The organism is Salinimicrobium sp. TH3, from assembly GCF_026676115.1.
In the GTDB taxonomy this organism is placed as follows: Bacteria; Bacteroidota; Bacteroidia; order Flavobacteriales; family Flavobacteriaceae; genus Salinimicrobium.
On the sequence record NZ_JAPONB010000004.1, the window covers coordinates 153,495 to 175,078 of the forward strand.

Sequence of the window (21,584 nt, forward strand, 5' to 3'; positions counted from 1 at the left end):
GAATTTCCTCTTACCTAAAGCTCACTATAAAAAGTTGTATTTAACTATCCTCTGCCATTGAGCATTGGTAGGGTTTCATTTTCTTTGTAACATGGTAGAGGAGGCAAAGTTATTAGGTACATTAAAGGAATATTTTGGTTACGACAGTTTCAGGCCGTTGCAACGGGAGATTATAAACTCAGTTTTTGAGGGTGACGATAACCTTGTGATCATGCCCACAGGTGGCGGAAAATCTATTTGTTTTCAACTTCCTGCCCTTTTGCTTCCGGGGATCACCATTGTGATCTCTCCCCTTATCGCTCTTATGAAAGACCAGGTGGATGGATTGACTGCCAACGGTATTCCCGCTGCCTTCCTCAACAGCAGTCAGCAGGAAAAGGAGCAACAGGAGATCTTCAGCAAGATCGAAAGAAATGAGATCAAACTGCTTTATGTAGCTCCTGAAAGTCTTCAGTATATCGACACTGTATTTTCCGCAGGAAATATCAGTTTAATAGCTATTGATGAAGCTCATTGTATTTCCAGCTGGGGTCATGACTTTAGACCCGCCTATACCCAGCTAGGGTATCTTAAAAACCGTCATCCCGAAACTCCTGTAATTGCTCTTACCGCTACGGCAGATAAAGCTACGCGCCAGGATATTTGTGAGCAACTCAATATTCCCCACGCCAGGAAACATATTTCTTCTTTTGACCGGAAAAATCTGAGCCTGGAAGTGCGCCCCGGAATTAAAAAATTTGAACAGATTTCGGCATTTTTGAAAGGTAGAAAGTCTGAAAGTGGTATCATTTACTGTCTTAGCCGAAAGAATACAGAAGAACTTGCGGCCAAATTGCAAGCTAAAGGCCATAAAGCTGAAGCTTATCATGCCGGACTTTCTCATAATGACCGAATCTCGATTCAGGAAGATTTTATCAATGACCGCACAGATATTATTTGTGCCACTATTGCCTTTGGAATGGGTATCGACAAATCTAATGTTCGATGGGTGATTCACTATAACATGCCTAAAAACCTGGAAGGTTATTACCAGGAAATTGGGCGGGCCGGTCGTGATGGATTACCATCCTCTACCCTGCTATTCCATAGTTATGCCGATGTGGTGCAGTTGCAAAAGTTTGCTGAAGGTTCTGGGAATTCTGAAGTTCAGCTGGCAAAACTTGAGCGCATGAAGCAATATTCTGAAGCTTTGAGTTGCCGCCGAAGAATTCTGCTAAGCTACTTTGGAGAAATAATTTCCAAAGATTGCGGTAATTGTGATGTTTGTAAAAATCCTCCTGAATTCTTCGACGGAACTTTACTGGCTCAAAAGGCACTTTCAACAATTTTCAGGCTTCGGGAACAGGAACCGGTTTCGATGGTTATCGATGTTTTAAGGGGAGCCCAAAATGCGCAGGTGCTCGAAAAAGGATACCAGCAATTAACTACTTATGGTATTGCACAGGATGTTTCCTGGAGGGACTGGCAGCAGTACATGATCCAGTTGATCAACATGGGCTATGTTGAAATTGCCTTTCACGATCAAAACAAACTCCGGCTTACCAGTCTTGCCAAAAATGTGCTTTTTGAAGGAGAAAAAGTCTTGCTCGCAGAGGTTATCCAGGTCGAATTAAGAAAGGAGCAGGCTGTAGCCGAAAAAACTTCAGAAAACACTCTTTTTGAGAGGTTAAGAAAACTGCGCCTTGAACTTTCAAAAGAGGAAGGGATTCCTGCCTATCTCATTTTTAATGACGCCACTTTAAAAGAAATGGAAAAGGAAAGACCTATGACCGATGAAGACTTTATGCAGATTAGTGGTGTGGGGAGACAAAAAATGCAAAATTACGGTTACAGGTTTATCAAAGAGATCATCGCGCACGGCAAAGAAAAAAGGGAGAAGAAAGCCCGCAAAAAGGGAAATACTTATAAGGAAACCTTTAAACTTTATAAGGAAGGTATGACCATTGAAGAAATTGCCCAAACCAGGAACCTTGCTCCTACTACAATTTTTTCCCATCTCTCCAAATTGTATGATTCAGGTGAAGGTGTTGATCTAAAGAAATTCATTTCTAAAAGTGATCTTGAGGCCGTTAAAAGAGCCAAATCCAAACTAGATAATCCCGATGCTTTAAAGCCATATTTTGAACATTTTCAGGAGGAAATGGATTACGGAACTATAAGAATGGCATTGACGATCCTGAGCAAAGAGGGATAAATGTTTTTCAAAATTCAGTTATAATCTTTTTGATGTACTTAATTTGTCCCCGATCCTAATTCCAAAAAAATTAACCCGGCTCATCCCAGAGAGACATTAAATCTCAAAATCCACCTTGTTGAGAATCAACCCACTTCCGGGAGCAATGTAGGTCATGGGCATTTTCACTTTGGGATCAAGACTTTTTTCGATGTCTTCAAGTGAGAATTCTCCTCTCCCTAACTGGACAAGGCATCCCATGATCAACCGGATCTGATTTCGCAGAAATCCCGTTCCCGTGACTCTTAGAAGGAAAGATCTTTCGGGGAAAAAGCTTGCCGTAATTTCCTGGTTTGGTTGAATCTCACAAATTTCAATTTCCCGTTCCACTATCGTATGAGGAGTAGGTTTTGTGCAAAAATTATGGAAAGAATGTTTCCCTTCAAAAAGTTTTGCGCCTTCCATCATAAGGTCAATATCCAGTTTTTCGAGAAAGGTGGCCATGAGAGGTGCTGCAAAAGGATGACTTTTTCTTCCGAAGGAAAACAGGTACAAATATTCCTTTTTCTTTGGGTGCTGAATGATATTGAAGCCTGCGTCTACTTCATTTATGCTTAGAACCCTAATGTCTGGCGGTAAATTCTTGTTGAACACCACCATGAAATCTGCAATATTTTCCAGGGGCTCATGGTCTGTGAATAATTCAAAAGCAGATTCGTGGGCTGAAACCATTGCATCTGTACGGCTGGAGCCAAGGATCTTGAATCTTTTATCGCCCAGAACGAATTTCAGGGTTTTCTTTACCAGACCTTCTACAGTTTTTAGACCCGGCTGCCTTTGCCAGCCATGCAACCTGTATCCCAGATATTGCACCTTAATGAGGTAATAAAAGCGCTGTTGCTTCACAAACTTTAATTTTTACGAAATTAATGGAAAAACTTCGGCTATAATTGATCAAATCTGTCTTTGTACGAAATGTCTTTAACTTTTAGTTAAAATATAATGGCTGCTACTTTTGTATCTTCACTTTTATGGAAAAAACATTCAGTTCAAAAGGAAAGCAAATTTTATTTTTTGGCACCTTAAGTATTCTTGCAATTTACTTTTTATTTCAGGGCTTGTTTCACGCCAAAGGTTTCTTAATTCCCCTTACCACCGCACTAATTTTTGCTTTATTGATGATGCCGCTGGCACGTAAGATGGAAAAATCTTTTATCAATCGTACCGCGTCTTCCCTACTCAATACCTTTATAATTTTACTGGTCTCTGTTGGGTTCATGGCCCTGGTTTCTATGCAGGTAAAAACTGTAGTGGATGACTGGCCTCAAATAACAGAAACCATGAAGCCGAAAATTGAGAATTTAAAGGGTTTTCTTCTTGAACATACTCCTCTCGACCAGGAAGATTTGAAACAATCCGGTGAAGGTTCTTCAGTCCCGTTTATGGGTAAAAATTCCAATGCGGGACAAAAAGCAGCTTCTTTTGTAAATCAGGCCATTAGTTTTTTTGGAGATTACCTGCTCACCTTCATTTATATCTTTTTCATTCTTAACTACCGGCATAGGTTCAAGGATTTCCTGCTCTTGTTGTTTCCTGATTCCAAAAGAAAAGAAGTGAAGAAAGTGATAGAGGATTCAGCTAAGGTTACTCAAAAATACCTGGTAGGAAAACTCATTTTAATAGGTTTACTGGCTGTTTTGTACTCAATAGGACTGGGTGTATCGGGGGTCAATAATTTCATTCTGGTTAGCCTTATTTCGGCCATTTTAAGTATTATACCTTACATAGGTAATATGATAGGAATGGGATTGGCTATAGTTTTTGGCTACCTTACCTCGGGGGATCCAACGGTGCTTATTGGGATAATCATCACCTTTACCATTGCGCAATTTGTGGAGAGTTATATTCTCCAACCCTATGTAGTGGGAGATCAAGTTGATCTTCACCCTCTTTTTGTTATTCTGGCAGTGATCATTGGCGGGATGATTTGGGGCATAATGGGAATGATCCTAGCCATACCAATTTTAGCTATTTTCAATGTTGTTTTTTCCCATATTCCTCCACTAAAACCTTTTGCTTTTCTCTTTAGTAAAGAGGATGACGACTAAATGAATTTTTCTCTTAAAGAACAGTTCGAAGGATTTATTCGCACACCGCAAATTTTTGCTGAAAATGCCATTTTTGGATACCCGCTTTACCAAACAAGTAAAGTAACATTACAAAAAATTAGCGGGGAAATAACGGCACCCAAACAAAGTGTCCTGGGGAAGCGAATGGAACATTTTTTCGCTTTTTATGTCTCCCATTTTACTTCGGAAGAAATTTTAATTCAAAACCGGCAAATAATTGAAGGTAAAACAACCCGGGGGGAACTTGATTTTCTGCTCAAGGATTCTGCCTCAGGAATTATTTCCCATATAGAACTGATCTATAAATTCTACCTTTTTGATCCCGATACGGGTGCTTCAGAACTTGATCATTTAATTGGTCCGAATAAGCGGGACAGTTTGAACAAAAAACTGGAAAGACTTCAAAAAAAGCAATTCCCCCTACTCTTTAAGGAGGCAACACAAAGTGTTTTAACTTCTTTAGAGATTAATACTGAACATGTAGTTCAAAAAATGTGTTTTAAAGCATCTGTATTTCTTCCGAAGCAAATGAAGAATATCTCTTTCAAGCACATTAATCCTGAAACAATTGCAGGTTACTGGATTAAAGCTTCAGAATTCACTTTTGAATCCTATGGGAAAAATGCCTTTTACACTCCCACCAAAAAATACTGGCCGGTATCTCCACAACAAAATGAGAAGTGGTTTGCCTATGATGAAATTGAGGAACAAATTAGTACCTTACTGGAAAGCAAATTCTCTCCTTTACTATGGATGAAAACATCCAAGGGAGAGCTTGAAAGATTTTTCATAGTTTGGTGGTAGCTATTTGCAATATATTAACTGCAAAATACGCTCTCCTTAAGGAAAAATTATGAACGCCCGTCCTGCGCCTTATTTCACATATTAGTATATTAACTAGGTATTTATGAATCAGGAAGAGGCTTCTCTAATTGGAGAAAAAATCTTCCCTAAAACACAACAGATCATGCCAATTTTGACCAAAGAACAATTTGAGGAATTAGCAAAATTTGACAGTAACCCTTGCGTTTCTATTTTTATTCCCACTGTAAGGGCTGGAAAAGACGTCCTCGAAGAAAAAGATAAGATCAATTTAAAAAGCCAGTGGAAGAAAGCCGTTGAGGAATTAAAGAATATGGGATATCCACAGGATAAAATTGACAAGATGGGAAAACCTGTTTTTGACCTGATGGATGACCGGGATTTCTGGAGACATCAGAGCGACGGGCTTGCACTCTTTCTTGCCGATGGTTTTTCTAGGCAATATACTCTGCCAATATATTTTGAAGCCTATACCTATGTAGCCGATCACTTTTACCTCAAGCCTCTTGTACCCATGTTCAATGGAGATGGAAGATTTTTTCTACTCCATTTACAATTGGACCAGGTGAAACTCTATGAGGCTACTCAATATTCTATTGGGGAAGTAGAAATTGGTGATCTCACTCCAGATCAACTGGAAGACAGAGTGGGATACGATTATGAAGAAAAGAACAGTAAGCACAAAACCCAGCGTAGCGGAGGATCTGGTGCAGAAGGCAGCTCGACGCAACATGGATATGAAGCAGCTAATCGTGACAGGAAAAATGAGATCCTGCGATTTTTTAGAGCTGTGGATAAAGGAATCTACGAGATTCTCAATAATGAATCTGTTCCTCTGATTGTCGCCTGCCAGGATTCTTTCTTCCCAATCTACAAGGAAGCCAGTCGTTATAAGAATTTGTTCCCAAAATCTGTACCGGGTAATCCCGAAGCCGACCATGAGAGTATTTTTAGTCTTCATGCAGCGGCATTGGACACTCTTGAACCACATTTTAGAAAAGAAAGAGAGGAGAAAATGGCCCAATTCAATGACCTTAATCCTTCCCGAACTTCTACTAGTGTTTCAGATATTATTCCTGCTATTTTTGAAGGGAAAGTGGACACGTTGTTTCTTCAGAACCGGGAAGACATCTGGGGAAATTATAACGAGAAAATGGCTTCTGTTGATATTCATCAAGAAAAAAGGAATGGTAGTCTTTCCCTAATGAACCTGGCCGCCGTGAAAGTAATTGAACAGAATGGAAAGGTTTATCTCATTGAACAAGAGTCAATGCCAAATAAAAAATCAAAAATGAATGCCGTTTACAGGTACTAATTTCGATTATCAGAAAATGAAAAAGCTGCCCTTAAAGGCAGCTTTTTTTATGAGTAATGGGCGATTTTACCAGTGACGTCTTCGTAGAAGTGTTTGATCTTGAGGAAATCAAGATTTTTATCGTTGGTAGGATAAAGAGGTTTTGATACTTTCACCAGTTTATTTCCAAAATCAAAAGCAATCATAACGATAGGAACATTTGCAGCTTTTGCAATGTAATAAAACCCCGTCTTCCATTCTGTTACTTTTTTACGGGTGCCCTCTGGGGACATAGCTATACGCAAAACTTCCTTTTGATCGAACAAAGCTGCAATGGCCTCCACTTTCTTCTGTCCGGGAGTACGGTCTAAAGGAGTACCACCCATCCATTTAAAATACCATCCAAAAGGAGGTTTAAACAATTCCTTTTTAGCTAAGAATTTAATGTCTACCCCAAGTATCCTTCTCACCAGGAGCCCCAGGTAAAAATCATGCCAGCTGGTATGGGGAACCACAATGACTATTGCCTTTTTTAAATTATCGGGCCAGCTACCGTAGAATTTCCAGCCCATAATTTTAAAGTAAATAAATCTAGCCAGCCAGTTCACTCTCTCTATTACTCTTGGTTATCTCCCCACCTCTTCTCTTTCTTTCTTCATAAAGGAGACCTAACTCTCTTCCGGTTTGGCCTTTTACAGAAGTATTTTCTTCGGCTCTTCTAATAAGATATGGCACAACCTCTCTCACAGGCCCAAAAGGCACTAGTTTAGCAACATTATAACCGGCCTCTGCCAGGTTATAGCTAATATGTTCACTCATGCCGAACAATTGAGAAAACCAAACCCTGTCGTCATCTTTCTCAATTCCTTTATCCTCCATTACCTGTAGTGCCAGATAATTACTCACTTCATTGTGAGTTCCAATAAACACAGAGATATCTTCAATATGGGCAAGACAATAAGTTAGTACCCCATTAAAATTCACATCTGTAGCTTCTTTATTTTCGCAAATAGGGGAAGTATATCCCATTTTTGAAGCTCTTTGATTTTCCTTTTCAAGGTAAGCACCGCGTACAATCTTGGCTCCCACTATAAATCCCTGCTCTTTAGCCCTGCTGTGCAAATCTTTTAAATATTGCATCCTGTCCCAGCGATAACATTGAAGGGTATTGAAAATAACTGCCCTCTCCCTGTTATACTTAAACATCATTTCTTCCATAAGAACATCGGCAGCATCCTGCATCCAGCTCTCTTCGGCATCAGCCAAAAGACTAACTCCGAGTTTATAAGCTTCCTCGCAGATTCTATTTACACGATTTTTCACTCTTTGCCACTCTTCTTCCTCTTCAAGAGAAAGACTGGCGTTTGCAGAGACCTTTTGCCAAAGTTCAAAGCGACCAATACCAGTAGGTTTGAAAACTGCAAACGGCAACTCCTTACGTTTAGAAATAAATTTAACAATATTGGTCTTCCGCTCGATGGCCTTTTCAAATTCGCTTTCCTTCTCCTTCCCTTCTACAGAATAATCAAGTATACTGTGAAGATTTTTACTGTGCATTTTTTCTATAGTAGGAAGGCAATCCTTTTCGGTCACTCCACCACAGAATTGATTAAAAATTGTTTTTTTAATAAGCCCCTCTACAGGCAGGTGCGCCTTGAGAGCGAGATTGGTCATCGCAGTTCCTGTTTTGACCAAAAATGGCCGGTCTATCATTTCAAAAAGAAAGATTGCACGGTTCAATTCTGAATCAGATTTTAACCTAAAAGCTGTTTCAGTATCATTAAATATTTTCTTAGTGATCATTTATCCAAATTAGAGTATACAAAGATAATTATTGAGTGGAGAATGTTAGGATTTTTCTCCTTATTTTCGGCCATGTAACGAGTAATTATAATTTGGATCCATGACTAAAGCATCTGCCGAATCTTCGGTTTTTTTTACTGAAAAAGGTTACAATAAATTTAACCGTTTTATAGAGCAGGAAAGCTTCACAAAGATTTTTGTGTTAGTAGACAGTAATACTCATCTTCACTGTCTTGCTCCCTTTCTACAGCAACTCGAAACCAATATTCCTTTAGAAATTCTGGAAATTGATGCCGGGGAAGAAAATAAGACACTGGATACCTGTAGCTCCCTTTGGGACACCTTATCCCATTTGGGAGGAGACCGTAAGAGTCTGCTGGTAAATCTTGGCGGAGGTGTGGTGACCGATTTAGGTGGTTTTGTAGCGGCCGCCTTTAAAAGAGGAATAGCCTGCGTGCATTTCCCCACTACCCTCCTTGCTATGGTCGACGCTGCCCTGGGAGGAAAAAACGGAGTCAACCTGGGAGCTTTAAAGAACCAGGTAGGGGTCATTAAAAAACCTGAAATGGTTGTAGCCGATCCGTCATTTTTAGGAACTTTACCCGCAGCCGAAATGCGCAGCGGCCTTGCCGAAATGCTTAAACATGGATTAATTGCAGATGAAGACTACTGGAACCGCCTTAATTCGCTTAAAGAACTGGACATTACAGACCTGGAAGACCTAATAAAGGAATCGGTAGTTATAAAGGAGAAGATTGTAAAGCAGGATCCTTTGGAGAAAGGTTTACGAAAAAGTCTCAATTTTGGCCATACCCTGGGACATGCGATTGAGTCTTTTTTTCTTGAAGATCTAAAAAAACAAAAAATACTTCATGGGGAGGCCGTTGCCGCAGGAATGGTATTAGCTGCATTTCTTTCCTCAAAACTTGAAGGATTTCCAATTCATAAAAGAGATGAAATAAGAAATTATATTCATTCAATGTACGGCAGGATCCCCGTTTCCATTGAAGATCAGGAAAAGATCATAGACTTACTTAAATATGATAAAAAAAATGAGGGAGGAAAAATAAATTTTGTTCTTTTGCGGAAAATTGGGGAACCGGTTATTGATCGGGAGGTACCAAATTCTCTCATTCTGGAAGCATTTAGGTTTTACCTTGCACTTCCAGAGAATGAATAGTTTAATTAAGGATTGACTTTAAATTTTTTACTTATTTTAACGGCGGCGGAAATATGAATTGCTATTTTCGCCTAGAAGGAGGACTTAAAAATTACTTATGAAAAGAATCATTGTAGATTACAAAAAGCTTACTCCCGAAATTTTGGGGCTACTCGTTGAAAAATATCCTGATGGGTATGACGATGATCAAATCATCTCATTTAAAAATGCAAAAAATGAGACGGTTGAGGCGGTTGAGGTAAGGACCGAAGACAGTATTTACCTGGTAAAGGTAAGTACCCGCCTTGAAAATACAATGGCAAATTATGATGAAGAAGACTACGATGATTCAGATTTTAATGAACCAATTGTGGATCTTCCGGAAAAGAATGAAGATGTCGAGGATGAGGTAGAAGAACCTGAAGACGAGGATCAGGACTTATAAAAAGACTATAAAAAAGCCGCTCAAAAAATGTCATTTTTAGAGCGGCTTTTTTTTCTTTAAAATTAGAAAAGAGTTAAAGGATTAAGCATGTTGGTCTTCATGTTTCCCCTCTTTGATTTCCTCTATCAGCTTAGCATTAAATGCAGGTAGATCATCTGGATTTCTACTTGTAACGAATCCTTCGTCTACAACTACTTCCTCATCAACCCAGTTTGCTCCTGCATTTTTTACATCATCTTTCATGGAATTATAAGAGGTCATAGTCCTTCCTTTGACCACTCCCGCACTTATAAGGGTCCATGGTGCATGACAAATGGCTGCTACTGGTTTCTTTTGTTCGAAAAAATCACGAACAAATTTTAGAGCCTTCTCGTTCGTTCTTAGATTATCTGGATTCATAACTCCCCCGGGAAGCATAAGCGCGTTATAATCACTTGCATTCACTTCTCCTACTACTTTATCTACATTGTACTCTTTTGACCAGTCGGTCTTATTCCAGGCTTTTATCTTGCCTTTTTCGGGACTTACAATATGTACTTCAAATCCTTCATCTTCCATTGCTTCTTTTGGAGAGGTCAATTCTACTTCTTCAAATCCATGTGTTGCCAAAATGGCTACTTTCTTATTCATATCTTTTCTTTTTTTTGGTTTAATATTTAGAAATAAGATAATCAATACAAAAGGTATTTTGTATTAAAAAGGCTTTAAAATCGGGTAAGGGAAGGTTAAACTTTAATTAAGATTGGGTTTCCTTTTTCTCTTCCTGTTCTTCTGTAAGGTTTTCTTCCTTTGCCTTATCAGAATGCGATTGAAGTGTGTCCAGGATCCTCTTTTCATCAATCAATTGACCCCGCTTCTGCTCAAGCCTTTCAAGCTCCTGGTAGATTGCAGGTTCGGCGTATTCATTTGGCTCCACCCTCTCCTTTTTGTGAAGGGCATATTGCACTGTAAATTCGGCTCCAAAGAATACAATAAGACAGGTATAATAAACCCATAGCAGAATCAGGACCACAGAGGAAGCCCCACCATATATAGAACCGGGATTACTCTGGCCAAAATAAAAACCAATTAAATATTCGGCTATCAGGAATAAAAAGGTAGTAAGCATGGCTCCTAAATAAGTTGTTTTCCACCTCAATTTTACATCGGGTAACCATTTAAAAATGGCCGCAAAGAGGGACATAATAATGGCAAAAGAAAGTGAGAAATTCAATATTTTAAGCAGGAATGTAGTAATGACGGGAGCAATTGATGCAACATAATCATTTATAGCTTTTAAAATTGCCGATATGACGAGCGAAATAAGGAGCAATAAACCAAGGACGAAAACCATTCCGAGGGAAATAACCCTGTTTATAACAATCCTTTTAACCGTATATTTTTTTACAGCAATATTCCAAATATTGTTCATTGCTGCCTTTAACTGAAAGAATACTCCCGTAGCACCAAAAATAAGAAAGGAAAAACCAAAGATCACAGCCCAGGTGGAGGTTTGATCGAGTGCTGCGTTGGCTACCATTCCTTCAATGGCTTTTGCTGCATCTATACCGATGAATTCTCCTATTTCCTGAGTAATCCTCCCCTGTACCGCTTCCTTCCCCCAAAAGTAGCCTGCAACTGTTACAACAATTATAAGTAAAGAAGGTAAAGAGAATAAAGCGTAATAAGCAATTGTAGCACTCCGGGCCCATGGATCATTCCTGTTCCAGCTTACATAGGAACGCCTTATCAAGGACCAGAATGTGAGTAATTTTCGCTTAATTAAGCTCATAGAAGTCATATAAGAATTCAAATTAATAAAAAAAGCCCTCCAAACTATAGCTTGAAGGGCTTTTAATAAGAATTTAGTAAACTAAAGATTCTCAAAAATTGAATGCATAAGCCTTTTCTTATCATTAATGCTTTCCTCAAGAGAAATCATTGTTTCTGTGCGATACACTCCTTCTATGTCATCCAGTTTGAAAATAATCTCTTTGGCATGTTGGGTATCTCTTGCTCTAATCTTACAGAACACATTGAATTTTCCTGTGGTAACGTGTGCAACCGTAACATATGGAATTTCATTAATACGCTCAAGAACAAATTTTGTTTGAGATGTATTTTGAAGAAAAATTCCCACATATGCTATAAAAGCATAACCTAATTTCTCATAATTAAGAGTAAGGGATGATCCAAGAATAATTCCTGCCTCTTCCATTTTCTTAACCCTAACATGCACCGTCCCTGCAGATATGTTCAATTTCTTGGCTATATCGGTAAAAGGGGTACGGGTGTTGTCGATCAACATATTGAGGATCTGGTGATCTGTTTCATCTAATCTAAACTTTGCCATATCTAATCTTTTGTAGATTCTCCTTATTTTTAAACGAAGTACAAAATTAATACAAAATAATTAGATTATAAATAATATTCACGGAATTTGAGGGGATTTTATTGATAACTTCTCTTTATTTAACAAAATAACCTCTACTATATCGTTTTCGATAAGAGGGGATCCATCTGTTTTTTCTAATTCCTTTCCCTTGCAATCTATTTCCTTGTGACCAAAAAAATTGAGATGCTCATTTATATTCTGAATTTGGGGCTCAAAATGAACTTCTCCTCCTTTTATTTTTTCTGAGAACTGGATCCCCACATCTACTGTTCTTCCTTTTATTGATGCATTACGTAAAATAACATCCAGAAAACTCTTTTTATTTTCCGGAATACCAAAATAGTCTTCTTCCCTTTGCTGAACAAAATCTCCTGTAGCAATAGCCTTTATTCCCATTAATAGTGAATAAGTGAAAATCCTGCGGGTTTTCTCTCTTAAATAATCCTGCGGAAAGTGGCCGCATTCAAAAAGAATAGTAGGTACGTTTTGTGCCGTAAAATAATCACCCGTACAATTAATATTGAAACCATCATCAAACCTCCCCACCTGCCCCGGGATCACCTTTTGCAGTTCAGTGTTCATTGCAACTATTACTTTCATCGCTTTTGTCCTTACAGGTGTCACTGTCCTTGCTGCATCCATAGAAGGCGCTAAAAAGGAAAGCGTAGCAGGCAAATTCTCATCTCCTGCACCAAAGATGGTACGTTGATCATGCAGATTAAAACAAAAATCTGGTTTAAAATCCAGAAAACAATTCCGAAGAACTCTACTTTCCGGCTCGTGTAGATCACTGGCGTCCCTGTTAAGGTCTACCTTATTGACATTTTCTCTCGTATACCTGGCAGCCCCGTCTGGGTTGACCATAGGAAGAATAAGTAAAGTACATTGCTCCAGGATTTTTTTGACCTCGATATGATCTTTATAAATATTGAAAAAAAGCAGAAGATCAAGTACTCCTTTTGTAGTAGTGGTTTCGTTCCCGTGCATTTGAGACCAGGCAAAGATTTTCTTAGATCCTGTACCTATTGTAATACTTAAAATGGGAATATTAAGAAATGATCTTCCTACTTCCTTTATTTCATACTCTTCCCCAAACTCCTTCAAAGCTTTCTCCAGATTAGAAAAATCAAGAAATCTGCCATGTATTCCAGGAACTGTGAATTGCTCGTACTGGTCCAAAAAATCTGTAACTATTTTCATGTTTACAAAAGTAAATATTCCATAATTTACAATAGTAAACATGAAAATTCGACCTGGTTGTCTACTTATGTAAACAGCCCATCAACCCAGTAAACACAGCTACTAGGAAATATTCCCTAGCTCTAAATTAAATGACTTAAAATACTGTACTTTAGTTAACTAAAGATATTTACTTAATGTTTAAGTTTATACAAATTTTATCTTGTAATCGGAAATTGGCAGATTAAAATTAAAAGTGTTACTTTTGTAAACATAACAATTTTACATTTGTGTTTACAATGGTAAACGTTGCAGAATTTACAAATAGACTAAATGAGATCATGGAATATTATGACCTCTCGGCTGCTTCTTTTGCCGATAAAATTGAAGTAGGCCGCTCCTCTATTTCTCACCTGCTTTCGGGTAGAAACAAACCCAGTTTAGATTTTGTCATGAAGATCGTCACAGCTTTTCCCGATGTAGAACTTTATTGGCTACTAAATGGAAAGGGAAGTTTTCCGAAGAAAAATGACCAGGCACAAGTAGAAAAACCCGTGAGGATTCCTCCTCCAAAAAATGAGGCACAGGATCTTTTTTCTTCTTCCTCCCCACTTCCTTCAAATGATCATGCTGTAACCTCTTCTTCAAAAAAGATAAAAAAAGTGGTCATTCTTTATACCGACGGTTCTTTTGATGCTTACGAAAATTGAGAAGCATTGAAAAAGTTTTAAATTTGCCACATGAAAAAACTGTTTTTAGGAATGACGGCTCTTTGCTGTCTCACCTCCTGTTACCAGGCAGAACGTAACTGCGAAGATTTTAGAACCGGCACTTTTGAGTTTGAATCCTATCTTGAAGGAGAACTGGTAAAAACCCGGTTTGTACGAAATGACAGTATAGAGATCGATTATTTTAGAGGGAAGGCAGATACTTCTTCCATACGATGGATAAACGACTGTGAATATCTCCTTTCAAACTTAAACCCAAAGAACCGCGCAGAAGAAAAACCAATTCACATGAAGATCCTTACTACGAAGGACAATACTTATACCTTTGAATATGGTTTGGTGGGGGAAAGTAATAAACAGAGGGGAACGGTAGTGAAAACAGAATAATTTATACCTAAACGAATTTAAAGCTATTCCATAAAAAAAGTGGCTTTTCTGCCACTTTTCAAATATTGTATTTTTAATTACAGATTAACTGTTATTCTTCTTAAGCAACTCATTCTGTTCCTGCATAAGTTCCTTAAGGTTTGTGAGCAGCTCAATGTCTTTTGGAGTAGCGACGGTAGTGTCTTTTGTATCTTCGGCCTTTCTTCTAAACCTGTTCATGAATTTCACTACCAGGAACACAGTCAATCCAATTACCAGGAAATCTATAAAAACTTCAATGAGAAGGCCATACCCCACGGCTATTTCTTCAATAGCTTCTGTACCATCTGTGGCTGGCACTGCTTCTTTTAAAACATATTTTCTTTCGCCATAATCGATCCTGCCGGTCATCATCGATAAAGGAGGCATTACCACCTGCTTTACGAGTACATCTACAACGCGGTTAAAAGCTGTACCAATGATGATACCCACCGCCATATCGATCATGTTACCCTTGACCGCAAACTCTTTAAATTCCTGAAAAAATCCTTTAGCCATTACTCATCAAAAAGTTTTATCTGGCTCTCATCATTTTTCACACCTTTTTTCTGAAGTTTTCCTTCCGAAAAATCCGGAGATCCCGAGGAAGCACCTGTCCCTTCTACATTCTCTTCCCCTACCACTTCCATGTCTTCGGGAGCAGTCTCTTCGGGCTCTACGAAAGGCTTAGGATCCAAAAGGTTTATTTGTTTAACCTTTTCTGAGGTAAGTTGGTTTCCAAGAGCTTTGATGCCTTTTACCGAGATGAATTCTTCAAGTTCAATAAGATCATTCGGTTTTTGATCTTTACCTCTAACTTTTCCATAGACCACTTCCACAACCGGAAGATAATCTGTAGAGACAATTTCAAGATAGGATTTAGGGTGATCTCCTATAAAATTCTCTTCCCTTTCCTCATTTTCAACCAGGAAGCGTTTTACATAAAATTTTTCTTTTTCCCCTTCCCAATAGATAGCCGAAAGTGGCTTCTTTGGAGACCATTTTTCCAGAACTATAATATCCTGGTCAAATCTGGTAGTGAGTTCGGGTTTAATTGTTTTGGCAATTCCATTTTGGGTAATGATCAACAGCCTGTCTTCTCCTTTAAACTCGCCAAGCAACTCTCCTCTTTCATCAACATTAAGTCTTCGTACTGTATCATCGAACCATATCCTTCGCGGTTTCAAGGTAGAAACCCCTTCTTCCTTCAGGTCGATCTTTTTAACCGGATACTTGGTCACAATATTTCCTTTTACAGCTCTGCCTTTTATGGCCATGTCTGCAAAATCCACTTCAAATTTCAGTTTTTTTATACTGCCTACCTGGCGCAGGTAAACCATTACTACTTCGGCCTCTCCATTTGGATTGGCAGAGAAGTAAAGTACTTCAGAAGCTTTTTTACCCTGGGTAAGATCGTATTCCCTGTCCCGGGTGACCGAGGTTACTGCAAATCTTTTAATATATGCAGCACCACCTTTCCCGTCTTTATAGATCATGTTATAGATGGTCCTGCGGTCCTTCTTCTTGAAAATGGCAACGTGAATAATGTCTTTTCCTATAAAGGTCTTGGCATCTACTTTTGTTACGATCATTTTCCCTTCGGCCGTAAAGCAGATCACATCATCGATATCTGAACAATCGGTAACATACTCATCCTTTTTTAGGGCGGTACCCACAAAACCTTCTTTCCGGTTGACGAAGAGCTTGGTATTTCTTATAACAACTTTTGTAGCTTCAATATCATCAAATAATCGAAGTTCGGTCTTTCTTTCTTTTCCGGCACCGTACTCTTTTTTCAGGCGGTTGAAGTATGCAATGGCATATTCCACAAGATGATCCAGGTGATGTTTTATCTGGGCAATCTCCCCTTCCAGTGCATCAATCTTCTGCTCGGCTTTTTCCAGGTCAAATTTGGAAATTCTCTTGATCCTTATCTCAGTAAGCCGCACAATATCTTCTTCGGTCACTGCGCGTTTTAAGTGGGTAGTGTGTGGCTTTAGGCCTTCATCTATGGCTTTTATTACTCCTTCCCAGGTCTCCTCCTCTTCAATATCACGATAGATACGTTTTTCAATAAAGATCCTCTCAAGGGAAGCAAAATGCCATTGCTCCTGGAATTCGTCGAGCTTTACTTCGAGGTCACTTTTTAGAAGACTCAGAGTATGATCTGTTGATCTTTTTAAGATTTCTGAAACTCCGAGAAAAGCCGGTTTATTATCAATAATAATACAGCTTAAAGGGGAAATAGATACTTCGCAGTTTGTAAATGCATATAATGCATCTATAGTTTTATCGGGTGATATACCCGAGGGTAAATGGATAAGGATCTCAACTTCACTTGAGGTATTGTCCTCAATTTTCTTGATTTTAATCTTTCCTTTTTCGTTTGCCTTGAGGATAGAATCAATTAAAGTTGACGTATTAGTACTAAAGGGTATCTCCTTTATTACCAGGGTAGTTTTATCGAGTTGAGAAATTTTGGCCCGCACCCTCACGCGGCCCCCTCTCAGACCATCGTTATAATTAGTAATATCAGCAATTCCGCCGGTAGCAAAATCGGGATACAATTTAAATTTTTTCCCTTGCAGGTGTTTTACACTAGCCTCAATGAGTTCAATAAAGTTATGAGGCAGGATCTTGGTACTTAATCCTACTGCAATACCTTCAGCCCCCTGGGCAAGTAACAACGGGAACATTACCGGAAGATTTACCGGTTCTTTTTTTCTTCCGTCGTAGGAAAGCTGCCATTCGGTGATCTTTGGATTGTAAACCACATCCAGGGCAAATTTAGAAAGCCGCGCTTCAATGTATCGTGCTGCTGCTGCCCCATCTCCTGTAAGGATATTTCCCCAGTTCCCCTGGGTATCTATCAACAGGTCTTTTTGCCCAACCTGCACCATGGCATCTCCAATACTGGCATCCCCGTGCGGGTGATACTGCATGGTATGACCTACAATGTTAGCCACTTTGTTGTACCGGCCATCATCAAGATCCTTCATAGAATGCATGATACGCCGCTGTACAGGTTTAAACCCGTCTTCAAGAGCAGGAACGGCCCTTTCCAGGATCACATAAGAAGCATAATCAAGAAACCAGTCCTTGTACATCCCGGTGACCTTTTTGAGCACCTCATTATTCTCTAAATTCAGCTCTTCGTTTTGCCCGATTTGTTCGTCTTGATGATCGTCTAGATTCTCGTTCTCCATTTAAGCCCTCGCTTTGTTTTTTTCCAAAATCTTGGCAAGTGACATCTTTAAAGCCTTGATTTTCTTGCCTGTCAAAAAGGTGATATTATATTTATAATGCCTGTAACCCTTACTGTTCCTTGAATGGATAAAGATGTGCAGACGTTTATAGAAAAAATAATTCTCTACTCTAAAATCCTTCAATTTCGACTTTGGAACTTCTGTTCTTTGCTCCCGATAATGCATAAATTGCGACACCAGCACACCATTGCTTTTAAAGTTAATTGTCTCTCCATCGCTGTCAAATTCGAAAGTCTTACCAACAATAAAAATAAAGATCCCTACCAAAAGCGCAATTACATTAGGTATTAAACTGCTGTAATTAAAGGGAGCATCGTCGTATTTTAACTCAATAGATGCAAATGTATTAGTAATAAAAACCGCCACAACAATAATATAGATCGAGGGGATAATGCTGGTTTCTTTCTTATTGTTGAACTTCATGCTATTCGTTAATAAGGTCCAGCTCGACTTTAAGGTTATCAATAATAAATTCCTGCCTGTCTGGCGTGTTTTTCCCCATATAAAAGTTCAGAAGTTCCTCAATGCTCATTTCCTTGTCGAGCATAACAGGATCAAGCCGAATATTATCGCCGATAAAGTGCCTGAATTCGTCCGGAGAAATCTCCCCAAGTCCTTTAAATCGGGTGATCTCAGGTTTCCCTGAAAGTTTTTGTATTGCCTGTTGCCTTTCCAACTCACTGTAGCAGTAGATCGTTTCTTTTTTGTTCCGCACGCGAAAAAGTGGCGTTTGCAGGATGTACAAATGGTTCTCTTTAATCAACTCCGGAAAGAACTGCAAAAAGAAAGTAATGAGCAGTAATCTAATGTGCATTCCGTCAACATCGGCATCTGTAGCGATCACAATATTATTATACCGAAGGTCTTCCATAGACTCTTCGATATTAAGCGCTGCCTGAAGCAAATTGAATTCCTCATTCTCATACACGATCTTTTTACTTAGACCGTAGCTGTTGAGAGGTTTTCCTTTTAAGCTGAAAACTGCTTGTGTATTAACATCCCTCGATTTGGTGATGGAACCACTCGCAGAATCTCCCTCTGTAATAAAAAGGGTGCTTTCCAGGTAGCGTTCTTTTTTACTGTCTCCCAAATGGATTCGGCAATCCCGTAATTTCTTATTGTGCAGGCTGGCCTTTTTAGCACGGTCTTTTGCCAGCTTTCTAATTCCCGAAAGTTCCTTGCGTTCCCTTTCTGCCTGCAGGATTTTGCGCTGCAGTAAATCGGCAGTTTCAGGATTTTTGTGCAGGTAATTGTCCAACTGGGTCTTCAGGAAATCATTTATATAAGTACGCACCGTTGGCAGGTCACCTCCCATATCTGTAGAACCAAGTTTTGTCTTTGTCTGACTTTCAAAAACCGGCTCCATAACTTTTATACTAATAGCCGAAACAATAGACTTTCTAACGTCACTAGCTTCAAAATTCTTTCCGTAGAATTCCCTAAGGGTTTTTACTACAGATTCCCTGAATGCAGCCAAATGGGTTCCCCCCTGGGAAGTATGCTGGCCGTTAACGAAAGAATGATACTCTTCGCTGTACTGGGTCTTGCTGTGAGTGATCGCCACTTCAATATCATTGCCCCGCAGGTGAATGATTGGGTACAGGCGGTCGTCTTCATTAATACTATCAGATAAAAGATCGGCCAATCCATTTTCTGAATAAAATTTTTCGCCGTTAAAAACTATCGTCAACCCCGGATTGAGGTAAACATAGTTCTTCAGCATCTTTTCAATATATTCCGAACGAAATTTGTAATGCTTAAAGATGATCTCATCTGGTGTAAAACTCACCTTGGTACCCCTTCTTCTGGAGGTTTCCTCGAGTTCCTCTTCGTTGATCAGGTTACCCTGCTCAAATTCGGCCGATTTTGATCTCCCGTCCCTGGTAGATTCCACTTTAAAATTACTGGAAAGGGCATTTACCGCCTTGGTACCAACACCATTAAGCCCTACAGACTTTTTAAAGGCTCGGGTATCATATTTCCCACCGGTGTTCATCTTTGAAACCACATCTACCACCTTTCCCAATGGAATACCCCGGCCGTAATCGCGAACGATCACCCGTTGGTTTTGTACAGAGATCTCGATGGTCTTTCCTGCACCCATTACAAATTCATCGATACAGTTGTCAATAACTTCTTTAAGAAGAATATAGATACCGTCATCTGCACTGGAACCATCTCCAAGTTTTCCAATATACATCCCGGGACGCATACGAATATGCTCCTTCCAGTCGAGCGACCGTATATTATCTTCGGTATATTTAGTTTCTTCGATCATAGCTGCTTCCTGCGGTTTCGTGGCTAATATAAGCTTTCCCCTAAAAAGTTGAAACCTCTCGGGAACAAAATAATTAACAATTGTTTCACAACTATAAGTTCAAGGTTTAAAATTCAAAGTTCAAGATCTTTTGAATTCAGGATTCAAAATTCAAGATTATTTGTTTTGCAAAAATAACTTTATAAAACGGCATTTTCGGAAGGTATTCAACGTTGAAGTTTCCTTAAATTGAAAAGACCTTCCGGGTTTTGAAAACCCGAAAGGTCTAATATTTATAAAAGTCTTAGATCTAATATCTTAGATCTAATATCTCAGGTCTACTAAACGTTGAACCTAAAGTGCATTACATCCCCATCTTTTACAATGTATTCCTTCCCTTCTACCCTCATTTTTCCGGCTTCCTTCACTTTAGCTTCGCTTCCGTAATTTACGTAGTCGTCATACGCAATAACTTCGGCACGAATAAAACCTTTTTCAAAGTCGGTATGGATCACACCTGCCGCCTGCGGTGCTGTGGCTCCTACGGGGATTGTCCAAGCTCTTACTTCTTTAACACCGGCTGTAAAATAAGTTTGCAGATTGAGGAGACTATAGGCCCCACGAATAAGTTTAGCTGATCCCGGCTCTTCCAGGCCAATATCCTGAAGGAACATTTGGCGCTCCTCATAGTCTTCAAGTTCAGTAATATCTGCTTCTGTTCCTACTGCAAGTACCAAAACCTCGGCACCTTCACCTTTTACAGACTCTTTTACCTTATCAACATATTCATTTCCCGAAACTGCATCGGTTTCATTAACATTACAAACATACATCACAGGTTTGTCTGTAATGAACTGTAATGGCTTAATAAATTCCTGTCTTTCTTCTTCAGTAAGATCAATTGCTCTTACAGAATTTCCCGCTTCAAGCCCACTCTTTACTTTCAATAACGCAGCTTCTTCTTTTTGAGCTTCCTTATTCCCGGTCTTTGCTGCCCGCTTCACCTTTTCCAGCTTCTTTTCGGCCGTTTCAAGATCCTTGAGCTGCAGCTCCATATCAATGGTCTCCTTATCTCTCACAGGATTAATATTTCCATCTACGTGCACGATATTTTCATTCTCAAAACATCTTAAAACATGAAGAATAGCATCAGTTTCACGAATATTTCCGAGGAATTGATTTCCCAAACCTTCCCCTTTACTCGCTCCTTTTACGAGTCCGGCAATATCTACGATCTCAACGGTAGCAGGCATTACTCTTTCAGGATTTACAAGAGATTCCAGTTTTTCCAGGCGCTTATCGGGCACGTTCACCACTCCAATATTTGGTTCAATGGTACAAAACGGGAAGTTGGCACTCTGCGCTTTTGCGTTTGAGAGACAGTTGAATAAAGTTGATTTTCCTACGTTGGGTAATCCTACAATTCCGGCTTTCATATAATATCTTTTGATGCACTTTTTAGCGGGTGCAAATATAGTTATATGAATTGGAATTAAGGGCGGGATTAAATTGCTGAAATTTTCCCCGGAAAACTCACCAAAAAAGGCATC

General features: G+C 39.2%; 20 protein-coding genes. 8 read left to right on the forward strand and 12 right to left on the reverse strand.

What is annotated here, in order from left to right; all coding sequences use genetic code 11:
- Positions 1-91 precede the first annotated feature (91 nt).
- On the forward strand, positions 92-2,194 hold the full coding sequence (gene recQ, locus OU683_RS08185; RefSeq protein ID WP_268137088.1) for a DNA helicase RecQ: 2,103 nt from the start codon (positions 92-94) through the stop codon (positions 2,192-2,194).
- A gap of 96 nt (positions 2,195-2,290) precedes the next feature.
- On the opposite strand, the gene OU683_RS08190 is transcribed toward recQ, so the two are convergent.
- Complete coding sequence (locus OU683_RS08190; protein ID WP_268137089.1) at positions 2,291-3,079, reverse strand: tRNA pseudouridine synthase A; 789 nt, start codon at positions 3,077-3,079, stop codon at positions 2,291-2,293.
- A 125-nt stretch (positions 3,080-3,204) separates the two neighbouring features.
- On the opposite strand from OU683_RS08190, the gene OU683_RS08195 reads away from it, so the two are divergent.
- The 3 genes from OU683_RS08195 to OU683_RS08205 all read left to right on the forward strand — a co-directional run bounded on the left by OU683_RS08195 (position 3,205) and on the right by OU683_RS08205 (position 6,439).
- Positions 3,205-4,281 (forward strand): AI-2E family transporter, encoded by a 1,077-nt coding sequence (locus OU683_RS08195; protein ID WP_268137090.1) that lies wholly within the window; start codon positions 3,205-3,207, stop codon positions 4,279-4,281.
- Entirely contained in the window at positions 4,282-5,106 is an 825-nt protein-coding gene (locus OU683_RS08200; RefSeq protein ID WP_268137091.1) for a DUF1853 family protein, read from the forward strand.
- Positions 5,107-5,209: 103 nt separating this feature from the next.
- On the forward strand, positions 5,210-6,439 hold the full coding sequence (locus tag OU683_RS08205; RefSeq protein WP_268137092.1) for a baeRF7 domain-containing protein: 1,230 nt from the start codon (positions 5,210-5,212) through the stop codon (positions 6,437-6,439).
- 47 nt (positions 6,440-6,486) lie between these two features.
- Here OU683_RS08205 and OU683_RS08210 read toward each other — a convergent pair whose 3' ends face one another.
- Both OU683_RS08210 and OU683_RS08215 read right to left on the reverse strand, forming a co-directional pair.
- Positions 6,487-6,990 (reverse strand): 1-acyl-sn-glycerol-3-phosphate acyltransferase, encoded by a 504-nt coding sequence (locus OU683_RS08210; RefSeq protein WP_268137093.1) that lies wholly within the window; start codon positions 6,988-6,990, stop codon positions 6,487-6,489.
- 19 nt (positions 6,991-7,009) lie between these two features.
- Positions 7,010-8,221 (reverse strand): proline dehydrogenase family protein, encoded by a 1,212-nt coding sequence (locus tag OU683_RS08215; protein ID WP_268137094.1) that lies wholly within the window; start codon positions 8,219-8,221, stop codon positions 7,010-7,012.
- Between the two features lie 100 nt (positions 8,222-8,321).
- On the opposite strand from OU683_RS08215, the gene aroB reads away from it, so the two are divergent.
- Positions 8,322-9,401 (forward strand): 3-dehydroquinate synthase, encoded by a 1,080-nt coding sequence (gene aroB, locus OU683_RS08220; protein WP_268137095.1) that lies wholly within the window; start codon positions 8,322-8,324, stop codon positions 9,399-9,401.
- A gap of 97 nt (positions 9,402-9,498) precedes the next feature.
- Positions 9,499-9,825, forward strand: a complete 327-nt coding sequence (locus OU683_RS08225) for a hypothetical protein (RefSeq protein WP_268137096.1) — start codon at positions 9,499-9,501, stop codon at positions 9,823-9,825.
- Between the two features lie 81 nt (positions 9,826-9,906).
- On the opposite strand, the gene OU683_RS08230 is transcribed toward OU683_RS08225, so the two are convergent.
- The 4 genes from OU683_RS08230 to OU683_RS08245 all read right to left on the reverse strand — a co-directional run bounded on the left by OU683_RS08230 (position 9,907) and on the right by OU683_RS08245 (position 13,399).
- Positions 9,907-10,455, reverse strand: coding sequence for a type 1 glutamine amidotransferase domain-containing protein (locus OU683_RS08230; RefSeq protein ID WP_268137097.1), 549 nt, complete (start codon positions 10,453-10,455; stop codon positions 9,907-9,909).
- A gap of 106 nt (positions 10,456-10,561) precedes the next feature.
- Complete coding sequence (locus OU683_RS08235; RefSeq protein ID WP_268137098.1) at positions 10,562-11,596, reverse strand: YihY/virulence factor BrkB family protein; 1,035 nt, start codon at positions 11,594-11,596, stop codon at positions 10,562-10,564.
- Between the two features lie 81 nt (positions 11,597-11,677).
- Positions 11,678-12,157, reverse strand: coding sequence for an Lrp/AsnC family transcriptional regulator (locus tag OU683_RS08240; protein WP_228914785.1), 480 nt, complete (start codon positions 12,155-12,157; stop codon positions 11,678-11,680).
- A 78-nt stretch (positions 12,158-12,235) separates the two neighbouring features.
- Positions 12,236-13,399: a M14 family metallopeptidase gene (locus tag OU683_RS08245; RefSeq protein ID WP_268137099.1), complete on the reverse strand. Its 1,164-nt coding sequence runs from the start codon at positions 13,397-13,399 to the stop codon at positions 12,236-12,238.
- A 278-nt stretch (positions 13,400-13,677) separates the two neighbouring features.
- On the opposite strand from OU683_RS08245, the gene OU683_RS08250 reads away from it, so the two are divergent.
- Complete coding sequence (locus OU683_RS08250; protein WP_268137100.1) at positions 13,678-14,088, forward strand: helix-turn-helix transcriptional regulator; 411 nt, start codon at positions 13,678-13,680, stop codon at positions 14,086-14,088.
- A 30-nt stretch (positions 14,089-14,118) separates the two neighbouring features.
- Positions 14,119-14,493, forward strand: a complete 375-nt coding sequence (locus OU683_RS08255) for a DNA topoisomerase IV (RefSeq protein WP_268137101.1) — start codon at positions 14,119-14,121, stop codon at positions 14,491-14,493.
- A gap of 84 nt (positions 14,494-14,577) precedes the next feature.
- Here the strand turns inward: OU683_RS08255 and mscL are convergent, their stop codons facing one another.
- The 5 genes from mscL to ychF all read right to left on the reverse strand — a co-directional run bounded on the left by mscL (position 14,578) and on the right by ychF (position 21,470).
- Entirely contained in the window at positions 14,578-15,030 is a 453-nt protein-coding gene (gene mscL / locus OU683_RS08260; protein ID WP_268137102.1) for a large conductance mechanosensitive channel protein MscL, read from the reverse strand.
- Positions 15,030-17,717, reverse strand: a complete 2,688-nt coding sequence (locus tag OU683_RS08265; RefSeq protein WP_268137105.1) for a DNA gyrase/topoisomerase IV subunit A — start codon at positions 17,715-17,717, stop codon at positions 15,030-15,032. Before OU683_RS08265 ends, mscL begins: the two co-directional genes overlap by 1 nt.
- Positions 17,718-18,200, reverse strand: a complete 483-nt coding sequence (locus OU683_RS08270; protein WP_268137107.1) for a hypothetical protein — start codon at positions 18,198-18,200, stop codon at positions 17,718-17,720.
- 1 nt (position 18,201) lies between these two features.
- Complete coding sequence (locus tag OU683_RS08275; protein ID WP_268137109.1) at positions 18,202-20,055, reverse strand: DNA topoisomerase IV subunit B; 1,854 nt, start codon at positions 20,053-20,055, stop codon at positions 18,202-18,204.
- A 320-nt stretch (positions 20,056-20,375) separates the two neighbouring features.
- Positions 20,376-21,470 (reverse strand): redox-regulated ATPase YchF, encoded by a 1,095-nt coding sequence (ychF, locus tag OU683_RS08280; protein ID WP_268137111.1) that lies wholly within the window; start codon positions 21,468-21,470, stop codon positions 20,376-20,378.
- Positions 21,471-21,584 lie beyond the last annotated feature (114 nt).